The following is a 17,723-nucleotide window of genomic DNA, read 5'->3' as shown; positions in this document are numbered from 1 at the left end:
ACGCTTGGCCGCGCGACGTGGCGCCGCTTCTGACATCGTGCTGCCGCGCGTCGCGCGTCAGCCGACAACTTCCTGGAGACGAGGTGAATCATGTGCGGAATCGTCGGAGCAAGCGGCCGGAACAATCAGGTGCCGCAACTGGTCAATGCGCTGAGCCGGCTCGAATATCGCGGCTACGATTCGTGCGGCATCGCCGTACAGGGTGACGGCCGCCTGCACAGCGAACGCACGCTGCGACGCGTGACGGACCTGCAGGATCGCGTGCTGACGCTCGGTCTCGAAGCGCAAACCTGCATCGCGCATACGCGCTGGGCGACGCACGGCGCGCCGTCGGAAATGAACGCGCACCCGATCATGTCGGGCGACACGATCGCGGTCGTGCACAACGGGATCATCGAGAACCACGACACGCTGCGCGCCGAGCTGCGCGAACGCGGCTATACGTTTCGCGGGCAGACCGACACCGAGGTCATCGCGCACCTGATCCACAGCCTCTATCGCGACGACCTGTTCGACGCGGTGGTGCGCGCCGTCAAACGGCTGCACGGCGCGTACGCGATCGCGGTGCTCAGCGCGCGCGAGCCGCAGCGCCTCGTCGCCGCGCGCGCCGGCTCGCCGCTCGTGATCGGCATCGGCGCCGAGCAGAACTACCTCGCGTCCGACTGCGCGGCGCTCGGCGACCTGACCGACCGCTTCGTGTACCTGGAGGACGGCGACGTCGCGCTGATCACGCCGGAGCGCATCGCCGTGGTCGATGCGGGCGGGCAGGAAGCGCGGCGCCCGTTGTGCGAAGTGAAGGCGCGCGCAGACGATGCCGCGCTCGGCCCGTACCAGCACTTCATGCAGAAGGAAATCTTCGAGCAGCCGAAGGCGATCGACAGCACGCTCGACGGCATCGACACGATCTCGCCGGCGCTGTTCGACGCGACGGAAAGCTCGCACGCGTTGCTGTCGCGGGTGAGAAGCGTGCTGCTGCTCGGCTGCGGCACCAGCTACTACGCGGGCCTGACCGCGAAATACTGGCTCGAAAGCATCGCGGGCGTGCCGGCCCAGGTCGAGATCGCCAGCGAATTCCGCTACCGCGATACGGTAGCCGATCCGCGCACGCTCGTCGTCGGCATCTCGCAGTCGGGTGAGACGGCCGACACCATCGGCGCGATCGAGCAGGCGCGCGCAATGGGCCAGGACCTGTCGATGGCGATCTGCAACGTCGCGACCAGCACGATCGCGCGCAACGCGCCGCTACGGTTCCTGACGCGGGCCGGCACCGAGCTCGGCGTCGCGTCGACCAAGGCGTTCACCACGCAGCTCGTCGCGCTGTTCGTGCTGACGCTGACGCTCGCGCAACTACGCGGCCGGCTCGATGCCGCGCAAGTCGCGACGCACCTGAAGCAGTTGCGCGCGCTGCCCGACCGCATCAGCCACGCGCTCGCGCTGGAAACGCAGATCATGGGCTGGGCCGCGAAGTTCGCGCGCACCGAGAACGCGTTGTTCCTCGGGCGCGGCATCCATTTCCCGATCGCGCTGGAAGGCGCGCTGAAGCTCAAGGAAGTGTCGTACATCCATGCGGAAGGCTATGCGGCCGGCGAGCTGAAGCACGGGCCGCTCGCGCTCGTCACGAGCGCGATGCCGGTGGTCACGATCGCACCGGACGATCGGCTGTTCCAGAAGCTGAAGTCCAACATGGCCGAGGTGCGTGCGCGCGGCGGGCGGCTTTACGTCCTGGCCGGCAATCAGCTCGAGATCGACGCCGACCGCGACACGCACCTGATCCGCGTGCGCGAATCGGGCGACCTGCTGTCGCCGATCGTCAACGTGATTCCGCTGCAACTGCTCGCGTATCACGTGGGCTGCGCGCGCGGCGCCGACGTCGACAAGCCGCGCAACCTCGCGAAATCGGTGACCGTCGAATGATGCGGCGAACGCGCCCGGTACAGGCGGTCACGCGGCTGGCCGTGGCTGCCTTCTGCGGCGCGGGCGGCATCGGCGCGGCGTCGCCGGCCCTCGCCGACGCGCCGGCCGTGCATACGGTCACCGTGTCGAGCGCCCCGTCGCCGCAGGACACCGGCGACCCGCGGCGCTTCATGCACGGGATCGGCGTGGCCGACGCCGGCGACGGCAAACGCTGGGTGTTCTTCAGCAGCTCGGGCGTCGCGCCGCGCGGTGCACTGCGCAACGGCAACTGGCCGCATGACGTGTACGTCGGCGAATGGCTGCCCGACAAGCCGCGCGTGCTGCACGTCCGCACGTTCATCAGCCGCCCCGAGGCGCAGGAACCCGTATCGATCGCGCAGAACGCGCACGGCGACATCTTCGTCACGTTCGAGGACGGCTGGAACACGTCGCAGGAAGTCAGCCAGCGCTACGGCATCTACCGCCGCGACCTGAAGCCGATCAAGCCCTATCCGAACGACGTCGAATCGGGCGGCCATTCGGGGCATGTGGCGACGGTCGGCGACCGTTTCGTCGTGTTCTATTCCGCCGACTGGGTCAACGGCGGCGGGGTCGACAACCTCGGCAGCGGCAATGGCGTCTACCTGAAAACCTACGACGCGGCCGGGCGCGTGCTGAACCATGTCGCGGTTGCGCCGCGCCGCCGCGAGTGGTGGCCCGTGATCGCGGGCTCGCCGCGCAACGCGCTGCTCGTGTGGCAGAAGTTCATCGAAGACAGCACGGACGCGACGCTCGAGTACGCGATGTTCGATCCGGTCACCGAGAAGCTGGAAAAACTCGGATCGCTGAACGGCGCGATCCAGTACTACGTGTATTCAGCCGCCTATGTGCCGGAGATCGACCGTTTCATCGTCGTCACGACGACAGCGGACGATCGCGGCGTCGCGATGCTGATCGCGCCGGACGGCCGCCGCACGGCGACGCTCGATTGCCTGCCCGCGTCGGTGCGCGAATCGGACATCGGCGTCGCCGGCACGCACGCGTATGTGCCGACCCGCGACGGGCGGCTGCTGACGCTCGCGCTTGCGCCGGCGAACATGGCGGTGAGCGGCGTGCAGCGCTCGCCGATTCCGTGGGGCGCGACCGGCGTCGCCGGTTTCCCGGCGCGCGGCACGGCGATGCATTTCGTCTCGCTGACGCCGTCGGGGATGCGCGAAGCCGATTTCGAACCGGCGCAACGCACGTCGATGCCGAAGAACGACGTGTCGTGTGCGAGTCACTGACGGCGGTCCGGTAACGCAATGTCGCGAACGCGGGCAGACCGCATGTCGCCCGCGCCCTTCGTCTTCCTCCGTCCGAACCGCGCTGCGACGACACCTCGCCCATTCGGCCGCCCGGTAGTCGGGCGCGCTGTCGCGGGCCTGTCCGAGCATGGCCGCCGCGCCTTTCCGCGCCGAATTCGCCAGCGCCGCGCGTACCGGATAGACTGTCGCCCGATTCCTCTATCGGCCGCGGCGTCCCGCCTCCTGCCGCCGCCGGAACGCCCCTTCCCGGAGAACGAATGCTGAAGCGCCAGTGGTTTTCGCTTGTGCTGCTGACGGTTTGCCTGCTCGCGCAACGCGCGTCGGCCCAGTCCACGCTCGAACTCGACACCGACGGCACAGCCCGCGCCCTCACCCGCCAGACGCTGCTCGCTCGTACGGACGCGACCGATATCCACGTGCCGCGCGACATCGCGTACGGCCGGCCGATGACGTTCCGCGCGGTGCCGTTCGCCGCGCTGCTCGGCGACACGCCGCTGCCGGCCGACGGCGTGCTCGAAACGCGCGCGGCCGACGGTTTCGCCGCGCAACTGCCGCTCGATCTGGTGCGCCGCCGCGCGCCGGCCGGCGCGATCCCGTGGCTCGCGATCGAGGATCCGGCCCATCCGTGGCCGAAGCTGCCCGGCAAGCAGGTCAGCGCGGGGGCGTTCTATCTGGTGTGGGTCGGGCAAGACGCGTCGTCGATCCGCGGCGAGCAGTGGCCGTACCAGATCGTGCGCATCACGATCGAATCATCGCCGCTCGCGCGCTGGCCGTCGCTCGCCGTCGATGCCGCGTTGCCCGCGAACGATCCGGCCCGCGCGGGCCAGCGCCTGTTCGTCACGCAATGTCTCGCGTGTCATCGCATCGACGGCGCGGGCAGCAGCCACGCCGGCCCCGACCTGAACACGCCGATGAATCCGGTCGACTACTTCCAGCCCGCCGCGCTGCGCCGCTACATCCGCAATCCGGCGTCGGTGCGCGACTGGCCGGGCCGCGTGATGCCGGCGTTCCCGCCCGATCAGCTGAGCGACCGCGAACTCGACCAGATCGTCGCGTATCTCGCGTATATGGCGCGGCGCAAGGCGGGAAAGTAACGCGAGCACCCCGCTGCACGGCCGCACCCGTCGCGCTTACGCTTCCTGCGCGCTCTGCAGCACCGCGCGCAACAGCACGTCGGCGCCGGCCGTCGCCCATGCGGGCGTAATCGCTTCGGCCTCGTTGTGGCTCAGCCCGTCGACGCACGGCACGAAGATCATGCCGGTCGGCGCGACACGCGCGACATAGCATGCGTCATGGCCCGCGCCGGACACGATGTCCATGTGCGACAGCCCGAGCGTTCGCGCCGCGTCACGCACCGTGTCGATGCAGCGCGGCGCGAACGGTACCGGCGCATACGTGAAAATCTGCTCGATCTGCGCGCCGAGGCCGGTTTCGTCGGCCACGCGCGCAAGTTCCGCGCGCAGCGCCGCGTCCAGTTCGTCGAGTACCGCATCGTCGGGATGACGGAATTCCACTGTGAAGAAGCAGCTGCCCGGCACCGTGTTGCGCGAATTCGGCCGCGCGTCGATCATCCCGACCGTTGCGCGCGCATCCGGTGCATAGCGGCGGCCGAGCACGTCGATGAACGAGATCATCCGCGCTGCACCGACCAGCGCGTCGCGACGGAACGCCATCGGCGTGGTGCCCGCGTGCGCGTCGACACCGGTGAGCGTCACCTCGTACCAGCGCTGCCCCTGCCCGGCCGTCACGACGCCGATCGTCTTGCCGGCCCGCTCGAGAATCGCGCCCTGCTCGATATGCAGTTCGTACGCCGCGTGCACCGGATAGCCGCCGACCGGCTCCGCGCCCGCGTAGCCGATCCGTTCGAGCTCCTCGCCGATCGTCCGGCCCGCGCCGTCGGTGCGCGACAGTCCATATTCGAGCGTGTAGACACCCGAGAACACGCCGGCCGACACCATCGCCGGCGCGAAGCGCGAGCCTTCCTCGTTGGTCCAGATCACGACGTCGACCGGGCGCTCGGTCTCGATCCCCGCGTCGTTCAGCGCGCGCACGACTTCGAGGCCGCCGAGCACGCCGTAGATGCCGTCGTAGCGGCCGCCGGTCGGCTGCGAATCGGCGTGCGAGCCCGTCATCACCGGTGCGGCGTCGGGATGACGGCCCGCGCGACGCGCGAACACGTTGCCCATCCGGTCGACGCGCACCGTGCAGCCGGCTTCACGCGCCCACTGCACGAACAGGTCGCGCGACTCGCGGTCGAGATCGGTCAGCGCGAGACGGCAGACGCCGCCCTTCGGCGTCGCGCCGATCTGCGCCATCCGTTCGAGCGACGCCCACAGCCGGTCGCCGTCGACGCGCGGCATGCTCGCGGTATCGGTATCGTTACGCATCGCCGTTCTCCGGCGCGCTGTGCAGCGCATAACGGAAGTCGCAGCGCTTGCCGCCCTGCATGATCGTGCTCGTGCGCGTGAGCGCGATGTCCGGCGCATAGCCCTGGATGAAATAGCTGTCGCGCGCGCAGCTCAGCAGGTGGCCGATCTCGCCGAGCCCCATCGCGTGATACATCTCCGCGTAGCGGCAGCGATGCACGTCGTAGTCGTAGTGCGCGTCGTCCGCGCGCCGCACCTCGACGTCGAGCGCATCGTCCTTCTCCCACAGCACCTGCAGCGCGATGAACGACTTCACGCTCGTGCCGTCCGGCTCCTGCGCGGCGAACGTACGGCCCGCGTCGACGGCCGCGCCGCGCACGGCTTCCGCGATCACGGCCTGCGCGCGCTCGGTGCCGAACTCGCGCTTCATGATCTCGTAGATCGGCTTGATGATTTCCGCTTCGATGCGGCGCCGCGCGAGGATGCCGAGGCGCGGGTCCTCGGGTGCGGCGGCGGATGTCGGGTTCGCTTCGGTCATGGGGATCGTCTTGGTCGTTTTGTCGTTACTTGGTTGCGGTGCGCGAGCCGCCGAGCACGTCGACGACGGCCCACTTGCCGCCGCGCACCTGGTAGATCGTGAAGGCCGGGTCCTTCAGGTTGCCGTCGGCGTCGAACCCGATGCGCCCGGTCACGCCGGGCCGGTCGATCGCGCGCACGGCCGCGACCAGCTTCGCCGGCTGGGTCGTGCCGGCCTTCTGCGCGGCCGCGATCAGCGTGGCGGCCGCGTCGTACGCGAACGGCGCATGCAGCTCGATCGGCGCGTGAAAGCGGGCCTGGTATTGCGTATCGAATGCCTTGCCGCCCGGCATCCGGGCGAGCGGCAGGCCCGGCTCGAGCGCCGTCACGCCGTCGCCGTCCTTGCCGGCGAGCGACAGGAAGGTCTGGCTCACGAAGCCGCCCGCGCCGAGCAGCGGCGCGTTCACGCCGAGCTGGCGCATCCGGCGCGCGATCGGCGCGGCCTGCGCGTCGAGGCCGCCGAAAAACACGAGATCCGCGCGCTTGCCCTTGATCGCGGTCAGCACGCCGCTGAAGTCGGTCGTCTTGTCGTTCACGTACTGGCGATCGACGATCGTGCCGCCGTTCGCCTGCACGCCCTTGATGAACTGGTCGGCCAGCCCCGCGCCGAACGACGTGCGATCGTCGATCACCGCGATGCGCTTCGCCTTCAGCGTCTTCACCGCGTATGCACCGGTGAAGTTACCGCCCGCATCGTCGTGACCCATGATGCGGAACGCCGTTGCGTAGCCCTGCTGCGTGTATTGATGGCCGGTGGACGCCGGCGCGATCTGCGGGATGCCCGCATCGCGGTACACGCGCGACGCCGGCACGCTGCAGCCCGTGTTCCAGTGACCGACGACGCCGATCACGTGCTGGTCGACGAGTTGCTGCGCGACCGCGACGGCCGTGCGCGGGTCGGACTGGTCGTCGGCCGCGACGAGCTTGTAGACGACCGGCTTGCCGCCGATGGTCGGATGCCTGGCGTTCGCGTCGTCGATCGCGAGTTGCGCGCCGTTCTGCAGATCCTTGCCGATCCGCGCGGACGGGCCGGTGAGCGGCGCGGCGAGACCGATCAGGACCGTCTGCGGAGCGGACTGCGCGAACGCGGGAACGGAGGCGACCAAGGAGGCCGCCGAGAAGGCGAGGCTGGCGGAGAGGAAAGCGATTTTCATGTGCGGGGATCGGGTCAGTCGGATCAAAAACATGAAAAATATTAAATATTAGGCACCCAAACCCCAAATACCTAATTGTTGGATGCTTATACCGTTACCGACACATTAACGTACATCACTGTAAATGCAGGATATTTTTGTGTTGTCGCTTACCCTGACTTTTCGATAAAATTCGACACATGAAAAATATCGAACAATTGCCGCACGATCCGCCGCTGCGCGCGGTGCGTGCGTTCGAAGCGTTTGCGCGTCTCGGCTCGGTCACCGCGGCGGCGGGCGAACTCGACATCACGCCGTCGGCGGTCAGCCATCAGCTGCAACTGCTCGAAGCGTTCATCCAGACGCCGCTGACGGTACGCGAAGGCCGGCTGCTCGCGCTCACCGACGAGGGACGCGACTACTACCGGTCGATCAGCGCGGCGTTCTCGGTGCTGCGCAGCGCGACGCGCTTCGTGCGCGACCGTTCGTCGCTGCGCCAGATCACCGTCAGCCTGATTCCGCTGCTCGGCATCGGCTGGTTCATTCCCCGGCTGCACGCGTTCCTCGCCGACAACACCGATGTCGACGTCACGGTGCTGTACGCGCATCACCGCAACTACCGAAGCGATGCGTCGGACCTGTCGATCCGCTTCGGCACCGGCGACTGGCCCGGCTATCGCTGCGAGCGGCTGCTGCCGGGCGCGATGGTGCCGATGTGCAGCCCGTCGTTCCTGAAGCGTCACGGGCCGTTCCGCACGCCGGCCGATCTCTCGCGCGCGCCGCTCGTGCACGACGAGGATCGCAGCACGTGGGTCAACTGGCTGCAGGGCGCCGGCGTGCGGCACGTGTCGCACGCGGTGGGGCCGATGTTCGAGGATGGCCAGCTCACGCTGAGCGCCGCCCGCGCAGATCTCGGCGCCGCGTTGCTGCGCGCGCCGCTGGTCCAGCGCGAACTGGCGAACGGCGAGCTCGTGCAACTGTTCGATCACGAGCTCGACGACGGGCGCGATTACTACCTGTGCACGCGAGAGGACGCGGACATGCCGGACGGGGCGCGGCGGCTGGCGGAGTGGTTGCGGAAGCTGGCGGGGATTTGAGCGGGGCGTGTCCCGCCGACCGAACCGGGAATCGGCATTCGCTTCGGATAGGCGCGACCTTGCATTTGCCGGGCCGGATATCGATGATGGACGCGTCCAGTAACGGAGGTTGCCATGAGCACAATCCCGGTCGACCTGTCGGATGACCAGCATGCCGCGTTGAGCATCATCGCGGAGCACAAGAACTGCTCTCCCGCCGAGATCATCAGCGACGCAATCGATGCCTATATCGCGCGACACGAATACACACTTGTCAACAATGTGTTCGGTCTATGGAAGGGGCGCGAGATCGCCAGCCAGGAGAATCTGCGCTCGGAATGGTGAAGGCACGCCCCGCCACCCAATCAAGGGCCGGAAGCAGATAGGAAATCCCGATCCCTCGGATTGAAACAAGCAATTTCACAAACTCAGGGTGAACCCGGATACTGGCAACACTCCACTCACCCCTGACGAAAAGGAATTGTCCAGATGCCGATCATCAACACCCAAATCAAGCCGTTCAAGGCAACCGCTTACCACAACGGCGTATTCGTGCCCGTCTCGGAAGAGAACCTCAAGGGCAAGTGGTCCGTCGTCGTGTTCTACCCGGCCGACTTCACGTTCGTCTGCCCGACCGAACTGGGCGACCTCGCCGACCGTTACGCGGAATTCCAGAAGCTGGGTGTCGAAATCTACGGTGTGTCGACCGATACGCACTTCACGCACAAGGCATGGCACGACACGTCGGACACGATCGGCAAGATCAAGTACCCGATGATCGGCGACCCGACGCTCACGCTGTCGCGCAACTTCGACGTGCTGATCGAGGAAGAAGGGATGGCGCTGCGCGGCACGTTCGTGATCAACCCGGAAGGCGAGATCAAGCTGTGCGAAATCCACGACAACGGCATCGGCCGCGACGCAGGCGAACTGCTGCGCAAGGTCCAGGCGGCGCAATACATCGCGGCGCACCCGGGTGAAGTGTGTCCGGCCAAGTGGACGCCGGGTGCGGAAACGCTGACCCCGTCGCTCGACCTGATCGGCAAGATCTGACGATCGCGCCGCGCGCCTCGCACGAGGCGCGCGACGGCGGGCCACCACATCGCGCGGCCCGCGCCCTCCTCCGGCACGACGTGCCCGACCATAATCATTAATACGGAATCCGAAACGCCATGCTCGACGCCAATCTCAAGACCCAACTGAAAGCGTACCTCGAAAAAATCACGCGCCCGATCGAACTCGTCGCCTCGCTCGACGACAGCGCGAAATCGCAGGAACTGCATGCGCTGCTGAACGAGATTGCGTCGCTGACGGATCGGGTGACCGTGGCCGAACGCCGCGACGACGCCGAGCGCAAGCCGTCGTTCTCGATCGGCGAGCCCGGCAAGCCGGCCGGCATCCGTTTTGCCGGCATCCCGATGGGCCATGAATTCACGTCGCTCGTGCTCGCGCTGCTGCAGACGGGCGGCCATCCGATCAAGCTCGACGACGACGTGATCGAACAGATTCGTGCGCTCGACGGCGACTACGCGTTCGAAACGTATTTCTCGCTGTCGTGCCAGAACTGCCCGGAAGTCGTGCAGGCGCTGAACGTGATGTCGCTGATCAACCCGCGCATCCGCCACGTCGCGATCGACGGCGCGCTGTTCCAGGATGAAGTCGAGTCGCGCCAGATCATGGCCGTGCCGACGATGTTCCTGAACGGCGCGTCGTTCGGCCAGGGCCGCAGCAGCGTGAAGGAAATCCTCGCGAAGCTCGATACGGGTGCGAGCGCCCGTGCCGCGAAGTCGCTCGAGAACAAGCCGGTGTTCGACACGCTGATCGTCGGCGGCGGCCCGGCAGGCGCGGCCGCGGCGATCTACTCGGCACGCAAGGGCATCGCGACGGGCGTGGTCGCCGAGCGTTTCGGCGGCCAGGTGCTCGACACGATGGCGATCGAGAACTTCGTGTCGGTGCAGGAAACCGAAGGGCCGAAGTTTGCGACCGCACTCGAGCAGCACGTGAAGCAGTACGACGTCGACATCATGGACGTGCAGCGCGCCGACGCGCTGATTCCGGGCGACGTGCACCAGATCCGCCTCGCGAACGGCGCGGTGCTGAAGGCGAAGACGATCGTCCTCGCGACCGGCGCACGCTGGCGCGAAATCAACGTGCCTGGCGAGCACGAATACCGCAACCGCGGGGTCGCTTACTGCCCGCACTGCGACGGCCCGCTGTTCAAGGGCAAGCGTGTCGCGGTGGTCGGCGGCGGCAACTCGGGCGTCGAGGCCGCGATCGACCTCGCCGGCATCGTGAAGGAAGTCACGCTGATCGAATACGGCGCGCAACTGCGCGCGGACGAAGTGCTGCAACGCAAGCTGCGCAGCCTGCCGAACGTGACGATCGTCACGCAGGCGCAGACGACCGAACTGACCGGCGACGGCAGCAAGCTGAACGGGCTCGTCTACAAGGATCTGCGCTCGGGCGACACGCAGCGTATCGAGCTCGAAGGCGTGTTCGTGCAGATCGGCCTCGTGCCGAACACCGAATGGCTGAAGGGCACGGTCGAACTGTCGAAGCACGGCGAGATCGTCGTCGATGCGCGCGGTGCGACGTCGGTGCCGGGCGTGTTCGCGGCCGGCGACGTGACGACGGTGCCGTTCAAGCAGATCGTGATCGCGGTCGGCGAAGGTGCGAAGGCGTCGCTCGGCGCGTTCGACTACCTGATCCGGCAGGACGTGGCAGCGCCGGCGACGAGCGCTCAGCCGCAGGCCGAAGAAGCGGTCGCCGCCTGACGCACGTCAGCCTGCCGACATCAAAGTTTGTCTCTCTTGGCCCCGCATGCCTTGGTCGGCGTGCGGGGTCCTTTTTATGCCGAGGTCGATCGCGATTACTTGGTCGCGGTCGGGCCGCCGTTCGCCGGCGCAGGCGCCGTCGACTTGAAACTGCTCGACTGCCTGACCAGTTGCTCGGTCATCGCGGCGGCCACCGGATTCGCGCCGGACGACGCACTTCCCTGCCGGTACGAACCGGTGCTCGCCGGCATCGAAGATATCGATGACGTCGACGGCGGCGGCAACGACGGATCGAGCTTCGCCGATTCCCTGACGAGCGCGGCCGTCTCCGGCGTTTCGGATTTCGTCGCAGCCGGCGGCGCGGCGGCTGCGTGGCGGTCGAGGCCGTCGCGCTTGCGCGGCGCCCGTTGCGTGACTTGCGCACGTTCCGTGGCCTGCGCGGGCGCAGCCGACTGAGCGGGTTTGGCGGCCGGCGCCGATGGGGTCGAATCCTGCGCATCGACCGTCACGACGTTGACCTTCGGCGGCGGTGCGGCCGGCTTCGTCACCGGTTGCGGCTTGTCGCTGACCACCGGAATCGCGGGAGCCGGCGCAGGCGCGGCGCCGACGCGCGCGGTTGCTGCCGGCGCGGGCGTGGGTGCGGGGGGAGGCGGTGCGGCAGCCGTTTGTTTCGGCGCCGTCGCGGCGGCCGGTGCCGGCGGCGCGATCGCGCCCTGCACCGCGTGATCGTTGCCCGCGGGCGCCGCGGCAACCGGTGCGGCCGAATCGCCGATGCCGGCGTCTTCGATCGCACGGTGGTCCGCGCGCAGGAGCATCACGTACGCGGTGCCGGCCGCGGCCACCAGAAGCCCGCCGGCGATCATCATGGTTTTACGGGTACTTGTCATGCTTGCTCACCGATCGTATCGACGTGAACAAGCCATCATACGCGGCCGACGTCCGTTGATCCCGCATGAATACATTTGGTTGCATTGATGATGGCGGCGGGGCGTCGGCACCGGGCAATGCCGCGCCGCACTATCGTCAGACGAGAAGCAACCGCCCGCCCTCGCCCGTCAGATGCAAAAGATCGCGACCGCGATCCCGCCGAACAGCAGCCACTTGACGAGGTAGTACACGGTGCGATTCCACGCCTTCAGGCGCTTGCCGGCGCGGCGAATCGCATACAGGTACCTGAACGCACGATTGAGCCCGCCCGTGCGATCGCCGGTTTCATTCGGCGACGCGGCCGCGCGCATCAGCAGTTGTCCGAACGCATCGTTGACGCGCTGCGCCCAGCGATATTTCATCGGGCGATCGATGTCGCAGAACAGGATCACGCGATCGTGCGCGGTGCGGTTTTCGGCCCAGTGCAGGTACGTCTCGTCGAACATCACGGCGGCGCCGTCGCGCCATGCATACGACTCGCCGTCGACGACGATCCGGCACGCGTCGTCGTTCGGCGTGTCGAGCCCGAGGTGGTAGCGCAGCGAGCCCGCATACGGATCGCGATGCAGCCCGAGCTTCCCGCCCGGCGGCAACTGCGCGAACATCGCCGCCTTGATCGACGGAATCCGCGACAGGATCTCGACCGAGCGCGGACACAACGCCTGCGCGGACGGATGCGGCGCGTCGTACCACTTCAGGTAGAAACGCTTCCAGCCGTGGCGAAAGAACGAATTGAAGCCGATGTCGTTGTACTCGCCCGACGCCTTGATCCGGCTCGCGTCGCGCAACGCGAGCGCTTCGCGGCGAAACGTGCGCCATTCGCGCTGCAGCACCGCGAGCTCCGGAAAGTGATCCGTGTCGAGAAACGGCGTGGTCGGCACCGACGAGAACGCGTACGAAAAGCAGTTCAGCGGTGCGGTAAAGGTCGAGTGATCGGATAGTTGCCTGAACAACCTGTGCCGAACCTTGCCGCGCCGATGCGTGTACACGACACACGCAATGAACACGATCAACAGGACCCAGCGCATCGATATTCCCCCGGAGTTCTTTTAATGAAATTCTAGAGACGGGGGAAATTTCCTGCATTGACGCGCAGGGGGTGGCGATGTGCAGCGGGACGACACAGCGCGAGTGTCGATCGACCGATGCCAAAACGCCGAAAAGCCCGTGTATACGGGCTTTTCGGGCAATCTGCGCGCGCGTGCGGCATGCCGCCGACGCACGCGCCGGCGGCGATTATTCCGGAAACGGCAAATCAGTTTGCCCGTCTGCGCGCATGCCGAACGTGTTGAGCGTCATCGCGACGAGCGCGTAATAGCCGAGCAGCGCGACGAGGTTCACGACGGTCTCGTGGCCGAAGCGCGCCTGCGCACGGGCGAACGTCGCATCGCTCACGCGCCGCGTGTCGTACAGCTCGGTGGCGAACGCATGGATCAGCGCGTCGTCGTCCGATTCGAATGCGGGCGCGACGCCAAGCCGGATCGCGTCGGCCGTCGCGGCCGGCACGCCGGCATCGAGCGCGATCGGATGATGGATGTGCCACTCGGCCTGCGAGCGCCAGCGCGCGGCCGTCACGAGAATCGCGAGCTCCGACAGGCGCAGCGGCAGCCCCGTGCGATAGCGGCAGAACGCGCCGAGCTTCTGCGCGTGCTGGGCCAGTTCGGGGCTTGCGATCCAGCCGAGAAACGGCCCGTTCAGGTTGCCGCGCGGGCCGCTGAGGATGTCGGCGAGCACGGCCTTCTGTTCGTCGGTGGCCGATGCGGGATCGAAAGGAGGCAGTCTGTCTGTCATGGTGAGGATTCGGTGAGGTCGGGGTTCACGCGCCGGCCGACGCGAGCGCCGCGCCGATCGCGCCGGACAGCCGCTCGACGATCGTGTCGATCTGTTGCGCGGTGCAGACGAACGGCGGTGCGATCAGGATGTGATCGCCGTGCACGCCGTCGATCGTCCCGCCCATCGGATACACCATCAGCCCGCGCTGCATCGCTTCGCGCTTGACCGCCGCATGCAGCTTCAGCGCGGGATCGAACGTCACCTTGGTGTCGCGATCGCGCACGAGTTCGACGCCGACGAACAGCCCGCGGCCGCGCACGTCGCCGACATGCGGATGCGCACCGTAATGCTCGCGCAGCGACGCACGCAGTTGCTCGCCGCGCGCCTTCACATTGTCGAGCAGCTTGTCTTCAGCGATCACGCGCTGCACTTCGAGCGCGGCCGCGCAGGCCGTGGCATGACCGAGATAGGTATGGCCGTGCTGGAAGAAGCCCGAGCCGTCGACGATCGTGCGGTAGATCCGATCGCTGACGAGCGTCGCGCCGATCGGCTGGTAGCCCGCGCCAAGCCCTTTCGCGATGGTCAGCAGATCGGGCGCGACGCCGTCTTCGTCGCAGGCGAACAGGTAACCCGTGCGCCCCATCCCCGACATGATTTCATCGAGGATCAGCAACACGCCGTACTTGTCGCACACCGCGCGAATCTTCTTCAGGTAGGTACGCACCGGCGGCACCGCGCCGGCCGTCGCGCCGACCACCGTTTCCGCGACGAACGCCGCGACGTTTTCCGCGCCGAGTTCGACGATCTTCTGCTCGAGCTCGTCAGCCAGGCGCTGCGCATACGCTTCGTCGGTTTCGCCCGCCAGTTGGTCGCGATACGCATAGCACGGGCTCACGTGATGCGCTTCGATCAGCAGCGGCAGGAACGGCTCGCGCCGCCATGCGTTGCCGCCGATCGCGAGCGCGCCGAGCGTGTTGCCGTGATAGCTCTGGCGGCGCGCGATGAAATGACGGCGCTGCGGCTCGCCCTTCTCGACGAAATACTGGCGCGCGAGCTTCAGCGCGGCCTCGATCGCCTCGGAGCCGCCCGACACGAAGTACACGTGATCGAGGCCGGCCGGTGCGGCGTCGACGAGCCGGTCGGCCAGTTCCTCGGCCACTTCCGTCGTGAAGAACGACGTATGCGCGTACGGCAGCTGCTGCGCCTGCCGCTTGATCGCGTCGATCACGCGCTGGTTGCTGTGGCCTAGACACGACACCGCCGCGCCGCCGCACGCGTCGATATAACGTTTGCCGGTCGAGTCGATGATCTCGATGCCGTCGCCTGCGACGGCGACGGGCAAGGTGGCGCGCGGAGCGCGATGAAAAACGGTCGTCATGCGTTGCCTCATGGATCAGAACGCGCGGGGCGCGTGCGCGGACGGCTCAATGCGCGTCGCGAAGCGCTGCGTGCCGTGTTGATGGACGGTGAAGTCGATCGCGGTGTCGTGAATCGCGAACACCGCGGTCGCCAGCGTGTTTTCGTCGTCGGGGTCGGCCGGATCGTCGCGGTAGATCGGCAGTCCTTCCGGCGCGCGATCGCCGAGCACGCGCAGCAGCGCGGCTTCGTCGATCGCGTCGATGCCTGACGTGAGCGCGTCGACGCGTCGCTGGCGATCGCCGGACGATTGCGTGACGATCTGCGCTTCCGCGTCGCAACCGGGATGCACCAGGTGATTCGCATGGCCCGCCAGCCGCGTGACGTCGACGACCGAACAGCGCGCGACGCTCGCCTCGATGCTCAGCACTCGCGTGTCGCCGGTGGCGCCGAGCGTGTGGTGAAAGCCGCTCGCTCGCGCATGCGTGCGCAGCACGTCGGCGGCCGCATCGAGCGACGTCGCATCGAGCACCGCCCGCGCGAGGATCATCCGCGGCACACCGGCGGCAGGCGTGCGGATCCGCAGGTTGTTGATCGCCTGCGCGATGCCCGCGCGGTTCGCGGCGAACGTATGCCCCGGCAGCGAGCCCGGGTAATAGAAACTGATGAAGCCCGGCTTGCCCTGCGGTTGCACGTCGACGAGCAGGCAGCGTTCGCGCAGATACGGATCGCCGTCCTCGTTGTGCGCGATCCAGCGCGTGCCATCCGCATCGCGCGCGGCAAGCGTCGTGCAGCCGTCCGGCGCGTTATGGATCAGCTCGCCGCGGCAGTTCCACAGAAAAATGTCCTCGGCCGGCCAGCCGACACCCGCCGCGATCCCGTCCAGTTCCGCGACGAGGTCGGGGTACGCGGCCAGCGCGGCCTGCCGCAGCGCATCGACGAACGGATGGCCGCGCCAGCGGCGCACGGCCTGCCATGCGCTGCTCTGCTGCATGTACGTATCGAACACGGGGCGGGCAAGCTCGCCGAGGCGCACGCCGATGTCGAACGGCGTGCCGGCGATGACGGGAGAAAGGGAAAGCGGCATGTCGGATGTTTCGGTTTCGTTCAGGACACGTGTTTCAGGAATTCCTTCAGGCGCGGCGTCGGCGGCCGGTCGATCAGCTCGACCGGATGGCCGTCCTCGGCGATGCCGCCCTGATCCATGAACAGCAGCCGCGTGCCGACCCGCTTCGCGAAGCCGATCTCGTGCGTGACGACGATCATCGTCATCCCTTCGGTCGCGAGATCCTGCATCACTTTCAGCACTTCGTGGCGCAGCTCCGGATCGAGTGCCGACGTCGGCTCGTCGAACAGCATCAGCCGCGGCCGGATCGCGAGCGCCCGCGCGATCGCGACGCGCTGCTGCTGGCCGCCCGACAGCTCCGACGGGTAATGATTCGCGCGCGATTCGAGGCCGACCTTGTCGAGCAGCGCCATCGCCTGGTCGCGCGCGTCGGCGCGCGACGCGCCGCGCACCTGCATCGGCCCGAACATCACGTTCTCGAGCGCGGTCATTTGCGGGAACAGGTTGAACTGCTGGAACACCATGCCGGCTTCGAGCCGGATGTTGCGGATCGTCGTCGCGTTGCCGCGCACGCTCTGGCCGTCGACCAGCAGCTCGCCGCCGGTGATTTTCTCGAGCGCGTTGATACAGCGCAGCATCGTCGATTTGCCCGAGCCCGACGGGCCGACCACGACGACCACCTCGCCCGCGTCGATCTTCAGGTCGATGTTCTTCAGCACCGGTACATGGCCGAAGCTCTTCGACACGTTCTGGAACTCGATCATGCTCATAAAATTTTCATCCGCTTTTCGACGATCCGAAGCGTCAGCGTCATCGCGCCGGTCAGTATCAGGTAGATGACGGCCACCGCACTCCAGATCTCGACCGCCTGGAAATTGCCCGCGATGATTTCCTGCCCCTTGCGCGTCAGCTCGCCCACGCCGATCACGATGAACAGCGACGTGTCCTTCAGGCTCACGATGCACTGGTTGCCGAGCGGCGGAATCAGCCGCCGGAACGCCAGCGGCCCGACGATCTTCAGCAGCACGCGCGGCATCGACAGCCCCATCGCGAGCCCTGCTTCCGTCAGCCCCTTCGGGATTGACAGCAGCGCGCCGCGCACCACTTCCGCCAGATACGCGCCGGAATTCACCGTGATCGCGATGATCGCGGCCGTCAGGCCGTCGATGCGGATATGCGCGAGCAGCGGCAGCGCGAAATACAGGAACATCACCTGCACGACGATCGGCGTGCCGCGGATCAGCTCAATGTAGACTTGGGCGAGCACGTTCATCACCTTCGGTCCGTATGCGCGGAACATGCCCGCGATCATCCCGACGATGAAACCGCCCACCAGCCCCAGTAATGCGATGAACACCGTCAACCGGACCCCGTCCATCAGGTCCGGCAACGCCGCCCAGATCGCCGACCAATCGAAATTCACTTGTCGCTCCCCGTTCGATTCAAGACCGGCGCGGCCACTCGGCCGCGCCATGATGC

The 17,723-nt window shown here is 67.3% G+C and carries 17 protein-coding genes; 7 read left to right on the top strand and 10 right to left on the bottom strand.

Going from position 1 to position 17,723, the window contains the following annotated elements; all coding sequences use genetic code 11:
- The first annotated feature begins 90 nt into the window (after window positions 1-90).
- The 3 genes from glmS to HWW87_RS04285 all read left to right on the top strand — a co-directional run bounded on the left by glmS (window position 91) and on the right by HWW87_RS04285 (window position 4,291).
- Window positions 91-1,914, top strand: a complete 1,824-nt coding sequence (gene glmS, locus HWW87_RS04295) for a glutamine--fructose-6-phosphate transaminase (isomerizing) (protein WP_175819378.1) — start codon at window positions 91-93, stop codon at window positions 1,912-1,914.
- Window positions 1,911-3,176: a hypothetical protein gene (locus tag HWW87_RS04290; RefSeq protein WP_175819377.1), complete on the top strand. Its 1,266-nt coding sequence runs from the start codon at window positions 1,911-1,913 to the stop codon at window positions 3,174-3,176. The genes glmS and HWW87_RS04290 overlap by 4 nt, the downstream gene beginning before the upstream one ends.
- 278 nt (window positions 3,177-3,454) lie before the next feature.
- Entirely contained in the window at window positions 3,455-4,291 is an 837-nt protein-coding gene (locus tag HWW87_RS04285) for a cytochrome c (RefSeq protein ID WP_175819376.1), read from the top strand.
- 36 nt (window positions 4,292-4,327) lie between these two features.
- On the opposite strand, the gene HWW87_RS04280 is transcribed toward HWW87_RS04285, so the two are convergent.
- The 3 genes from HWW87_RS04280 to HWW87_RS04270 are packed head-to-tail and all read right to left on the bottom strand — an operon-like array spanning window position 4,328 to window position 7,293.
- A complete protein-coding gene (locus HWW87_RS04280) occupies window positions 4,328-5,584 on the bottom strand; it encodes a Zn-dependent hydrolase (protein ID WP_175819375.1) in 1,257 nt (418 codons plus the stop codon).
- A complete protein-coding gene (locus HWW87_RS04275) occupies window positions 5,577-6,101 on the bottom strand; it encodes an L-2-amino-thiazoline-4-carboxylic acid hydrolase (RefSeq protein ID WP_175819374.1) in 525 nt (174 codons plus the stop codon). Before HWW87_RS04275 ends, HWW87_RS04280 begins: the two co-directional genes overlap by 8 nt.
- Before the next feature lie 25 nt (window positions 6,102-6,126).
- Complete coding sequence (locus HWW87_RS04270; protein ID WP_175819373.1) at window positions 6,127-7,293, bottom strand: branched-chain amino acid ABC transporter substrate-binding protein; 1,167 nt, start codon at window positions 7,291-7,293, stop codon at window positions 6,127-6,129.
- Between the two features lie 179 nt (window positions 7,294-7,472).
- Between HWW87_RS04270 and HWW87_RS04265 the strand changes: the two genes are divergently transcribed.
- From HWW87_RS04265 to ahpF, 4 genes are all read left to right on the top strand, one after another.
- Complete coding sequence (locus HWW87_RS04265; RefSeq protein WP_175819372.1) at window positions 7,473-8,369, top strand: LysR substrate-binding domain-containing protein; 897 nt, start codon at window positions 7,473-7,475, stop codon at window positions 8,367-8,369.
- Window positions 8,370-8,483: 114 nt separating this feature from the next.
- Window positions 8,484-8,693 (top strand): CopG family transcriptional regulator, encoded by a 210-nt coding sequence (locus HWW87_RS04260; RefSeq protein ID WP_175819371.1) that lies wholly within the window; start codon window positions 8,484-8,486, stop codon window positions 8,691-8,693.
- 144 nt (window positions 8,694-8,837) lie between these two features.
- Entirely contained in the window at window positions 8,838-9,401 is a 564-nt protein-coding gene (gene ahpC, locus HWW87_RS04255; RefSeq protein ID WP_175819370.1) for an alkyl hydroperoxide reductase subunit C, read from the top strand.
- A 119-nt stretch (window positions 9,402-9,520) separates the two neighbouring features.
- Entirely contained in the window at window positions 9,521-11,122 is a 1,602-nt protein-coding gene (gene ahpF / locus HWW87_RS04250) for an alkyl hydroperoxide reductase subunit F (protein WP_175819369.1), read from the top strand.
- A 95-nt stretch (window positions 11,123-11,217) separates the two neighbouring features.
- Here ahpF and HWW87_RS04245 read toward each other — a convergent pair whose 3' ends face one another.
- From HWW87_RS04245 to glnP, 7 genes are all read right to left on the bottom strand, one after another.
- Window positions 11,218-12,009 carry an extensin gene (locus HWW87_RS04245; protein ID WP_175819368.1) on the bottom strand — a complete coding sequence of 264 codons (792 nt, stop codon included), beginning with the start codon at window positions 12,007-12,009 and terminating at the stop codon, window positions 11,218-11,220.
- A 168-nt stretch (window positions 12,010-12,177) separates the two neighbouring features.
- On the bottom strand, window positions 12,178-13,077 hold the full coding sequence (lpxO, locus tag HWW87_RS04240) for a lipid A hydroxylase LpxO (protein WP_175819367.1): 900 nt from the start codon (window positions 13,075-13,077) through the stop codon (window positions 12,178-12,180).
- Window positions 13,078-13,285: 208 nt separating this feature from the next.
- Window positions 13,286-13,840, bottom strand: coding sequence for a carboxymuconolactone decarboxylase family protein (locus HWW87_RS04235; protein WP_174388469.1), 555 nt, complete (start codon window positions 13,838-13,840; stop codon window positions 13,286-13,288).
- Window positions 13,841-13,865: 25 nt separating this feature from the next.
- Window positions 13,866-15,200: an aspartate aminotransferase family protein gene (locus HWW87_RS04230; protein WP_175819366.1), complete on the bottom strand. Its 1,335-nt coding sequence runs from the start codon at window positions 15,198-15,200 to the stop codon at window positions 13,866-13,868.
- Window positions 15,201-15,215: 15 nt separating this feature from the next.
- Window positions 15,216-16,265 carry a C45 family peptidase gene (locus HWW87_RS04225; RefSeq protein WP_175819365.1) on the bottom strand — a complete coding sequence of 350 codons (1,050 nt, stop codon included), beginning with the start codon at window positions 16,263-16,265 and terminating at the stop codon, window positions 15,216-15,218.
- 20 nt (window positions 16,266-16,285) lie between these two features.
- Window positions 16,286-17,014, bottom strand: a complete 729-nt coding sequence (gene glnQ, locus HWW87_RS04220; protein ID WP_174388472.1) for a glutamine ABC transporter ATP-binding protein GlnQ — start codon at window positions 17,012-17,014, stop codon at window positions 16,286-16,288.
- Window positions 17,011-17,718, bottom strand: a complete 708-nt coding sequence (gene glnP / locus HWW87_RS04215) for a glutamine ABC transporter permease GlnP (RefSeq protein ID WP_175819364.1) — start codon at window positions 17,716-17,718, stop codon at window positions 17,011-17,013. Before glnP ends, glnQ begins: the two co-directional genes overlap by 4 nt.
- Between the last annotated feature and the right edge of the window lie 5 nt (window positions 17,719-17,723).

This window comes from Burkholderia sp. BCC0419 (assembly GCF_902830285.1).
In the GTDB taxonomy this organism is placed as follows: domain Bacteria; phylum Pseudomonadota; class Gammaproteobacteria; order Burkholderiales; family Burkholderiaceae; genus Burkholderia.
This window is presented reverse-complemented; position numbering and strand designations above follow the sequence as displayed.

What these genes read in the sequence shown, in the direction of transcription:
- glmS (WP_175819378.1), top strand. Translation starts at nt 91, where the DNA reads ATGTGCGGAATCGTCGGAGCAAGCGGCCGGAACAATCAGGTGCCGCAA.
- HWW87_RS04290 (WP_175819377.1), top strand. Translation starts at nt 1,911, where the DNA reads ATGATGCGGCGAACGCGCCCGGTACAGGCGGTCACGCGGCTGGCCGTG.
- HWW87_RS04285 (WP_175819376.1), top strand. Translation starts at nt 3,455, where the DNA reads ATGCTGAAGCGCCAGTGGTTTTCGCTTGTGCTGCTGACGGTTTGCCTG.
- HWW87_RS04280 (WP_175819375.1), bottom strand. Translation starts at nt 5,584, where the DNA reads ATGCGTAACGATACCGATACCGCGAGCATGCCGCGCGTCGACGGCGAC.
- HWW87_RS04275 (WP_175819374.1), bottom strand. Translation starts at nt 6,101, where the DNA reads ATGACCGAAGCGAACCCGACATCCGCCGCCGCACCCGAGGACCCGCGC.
- HWW87_RS04270 (WP_175819373.1), bottom strand. Translation starts at nt 7,293, where the DNA reads ATGAAAATCGCTTTCCTCTCCGCCAGCCTCGCCTTCTCGGCGGCCTCC.
- HWW87_RS04265 (WP_175819372.1), top strand. Translation starts at nt 7,473, where the DNA reads ATGAAAAATATCGAACAATTGCCGCACGATCCGCCGCTGCGCGCGGTG.
- HWW87_RS04260 (WP_175819371.1), top strand. Translation starts at nt 8,484, where the DNA reads ATGAGCACAATCCCGGTCGACCTGTCGGATGACCAGCATGCCGCGTTG.
- ahpC (WP_175819370.1), top strand. Translation starts at nt 8,838, where the DNA reads ATGCCGATCATCAACACCCAAATCAAGCCGTTCAAGGCAACCGCTTAC.
- ahpF (WP_175819369.1), top strand. Translation starts at nt 9,521, where the DNA reads ATGCTCGACGCCAATCTCAAGACCCAACTGAAAGCGTACCTCGAAAAA.
- HWW87_RS04245 (WP_175819368.1), bottom strand. Translation starts at nt 12,009, where the DNA reads ATGACAAGTACCCGTAAAACCATGATGATCGCCGGCGGGCTTCTGGTG.
- lpxO (WP_175819367.1), bottom strand. Translation starts at nt 13,077, where the DNA reads ATGCGCTGGGTCCTGTTGATCGTGTTCATTGCGTGTGTCGTGTACACG.
- HWW87_RS04235 (WP_174388469.1), bottom strand. Translation starts at nt 13,840, where the DNA reads ATGACAGACAGACTGCCTCCTTTCGATCCCGCATCGGCCACCGACGAA.
- HWW87_RS04230 (WP_175819366.1), bottom strand. Translation starts at nt 15,200, where the DNA reads ATGACGACCGTTTTTCATCGCGCTCCGCGCGCCACCTTGCCCGTCGCC.
- HWW87_RS04225 (WP_175819365.1), bottom strand. Translation starts at nt 16,265, where the DNA reads ATGCCGCTTTCCCTTTCTCCCGTCATCGCCGGCACGCCGTTCGACATC.
- glnQ (WP_174388472.1), bottom strand. Translation starts at nt 17,014, where the DNA reads ATGAGCATGATCGAGTTCCAGAACGTGTCGAAGAGCTTCGGCCATGTA.
- glnP (WP_175819364.1), bottom strand. Translation starts at nt 17,718, where the DNA reads ATGGCGCGGCCGAGTGGCCGCGCCGGTCTTGAATCGAACGGGGAGCGA.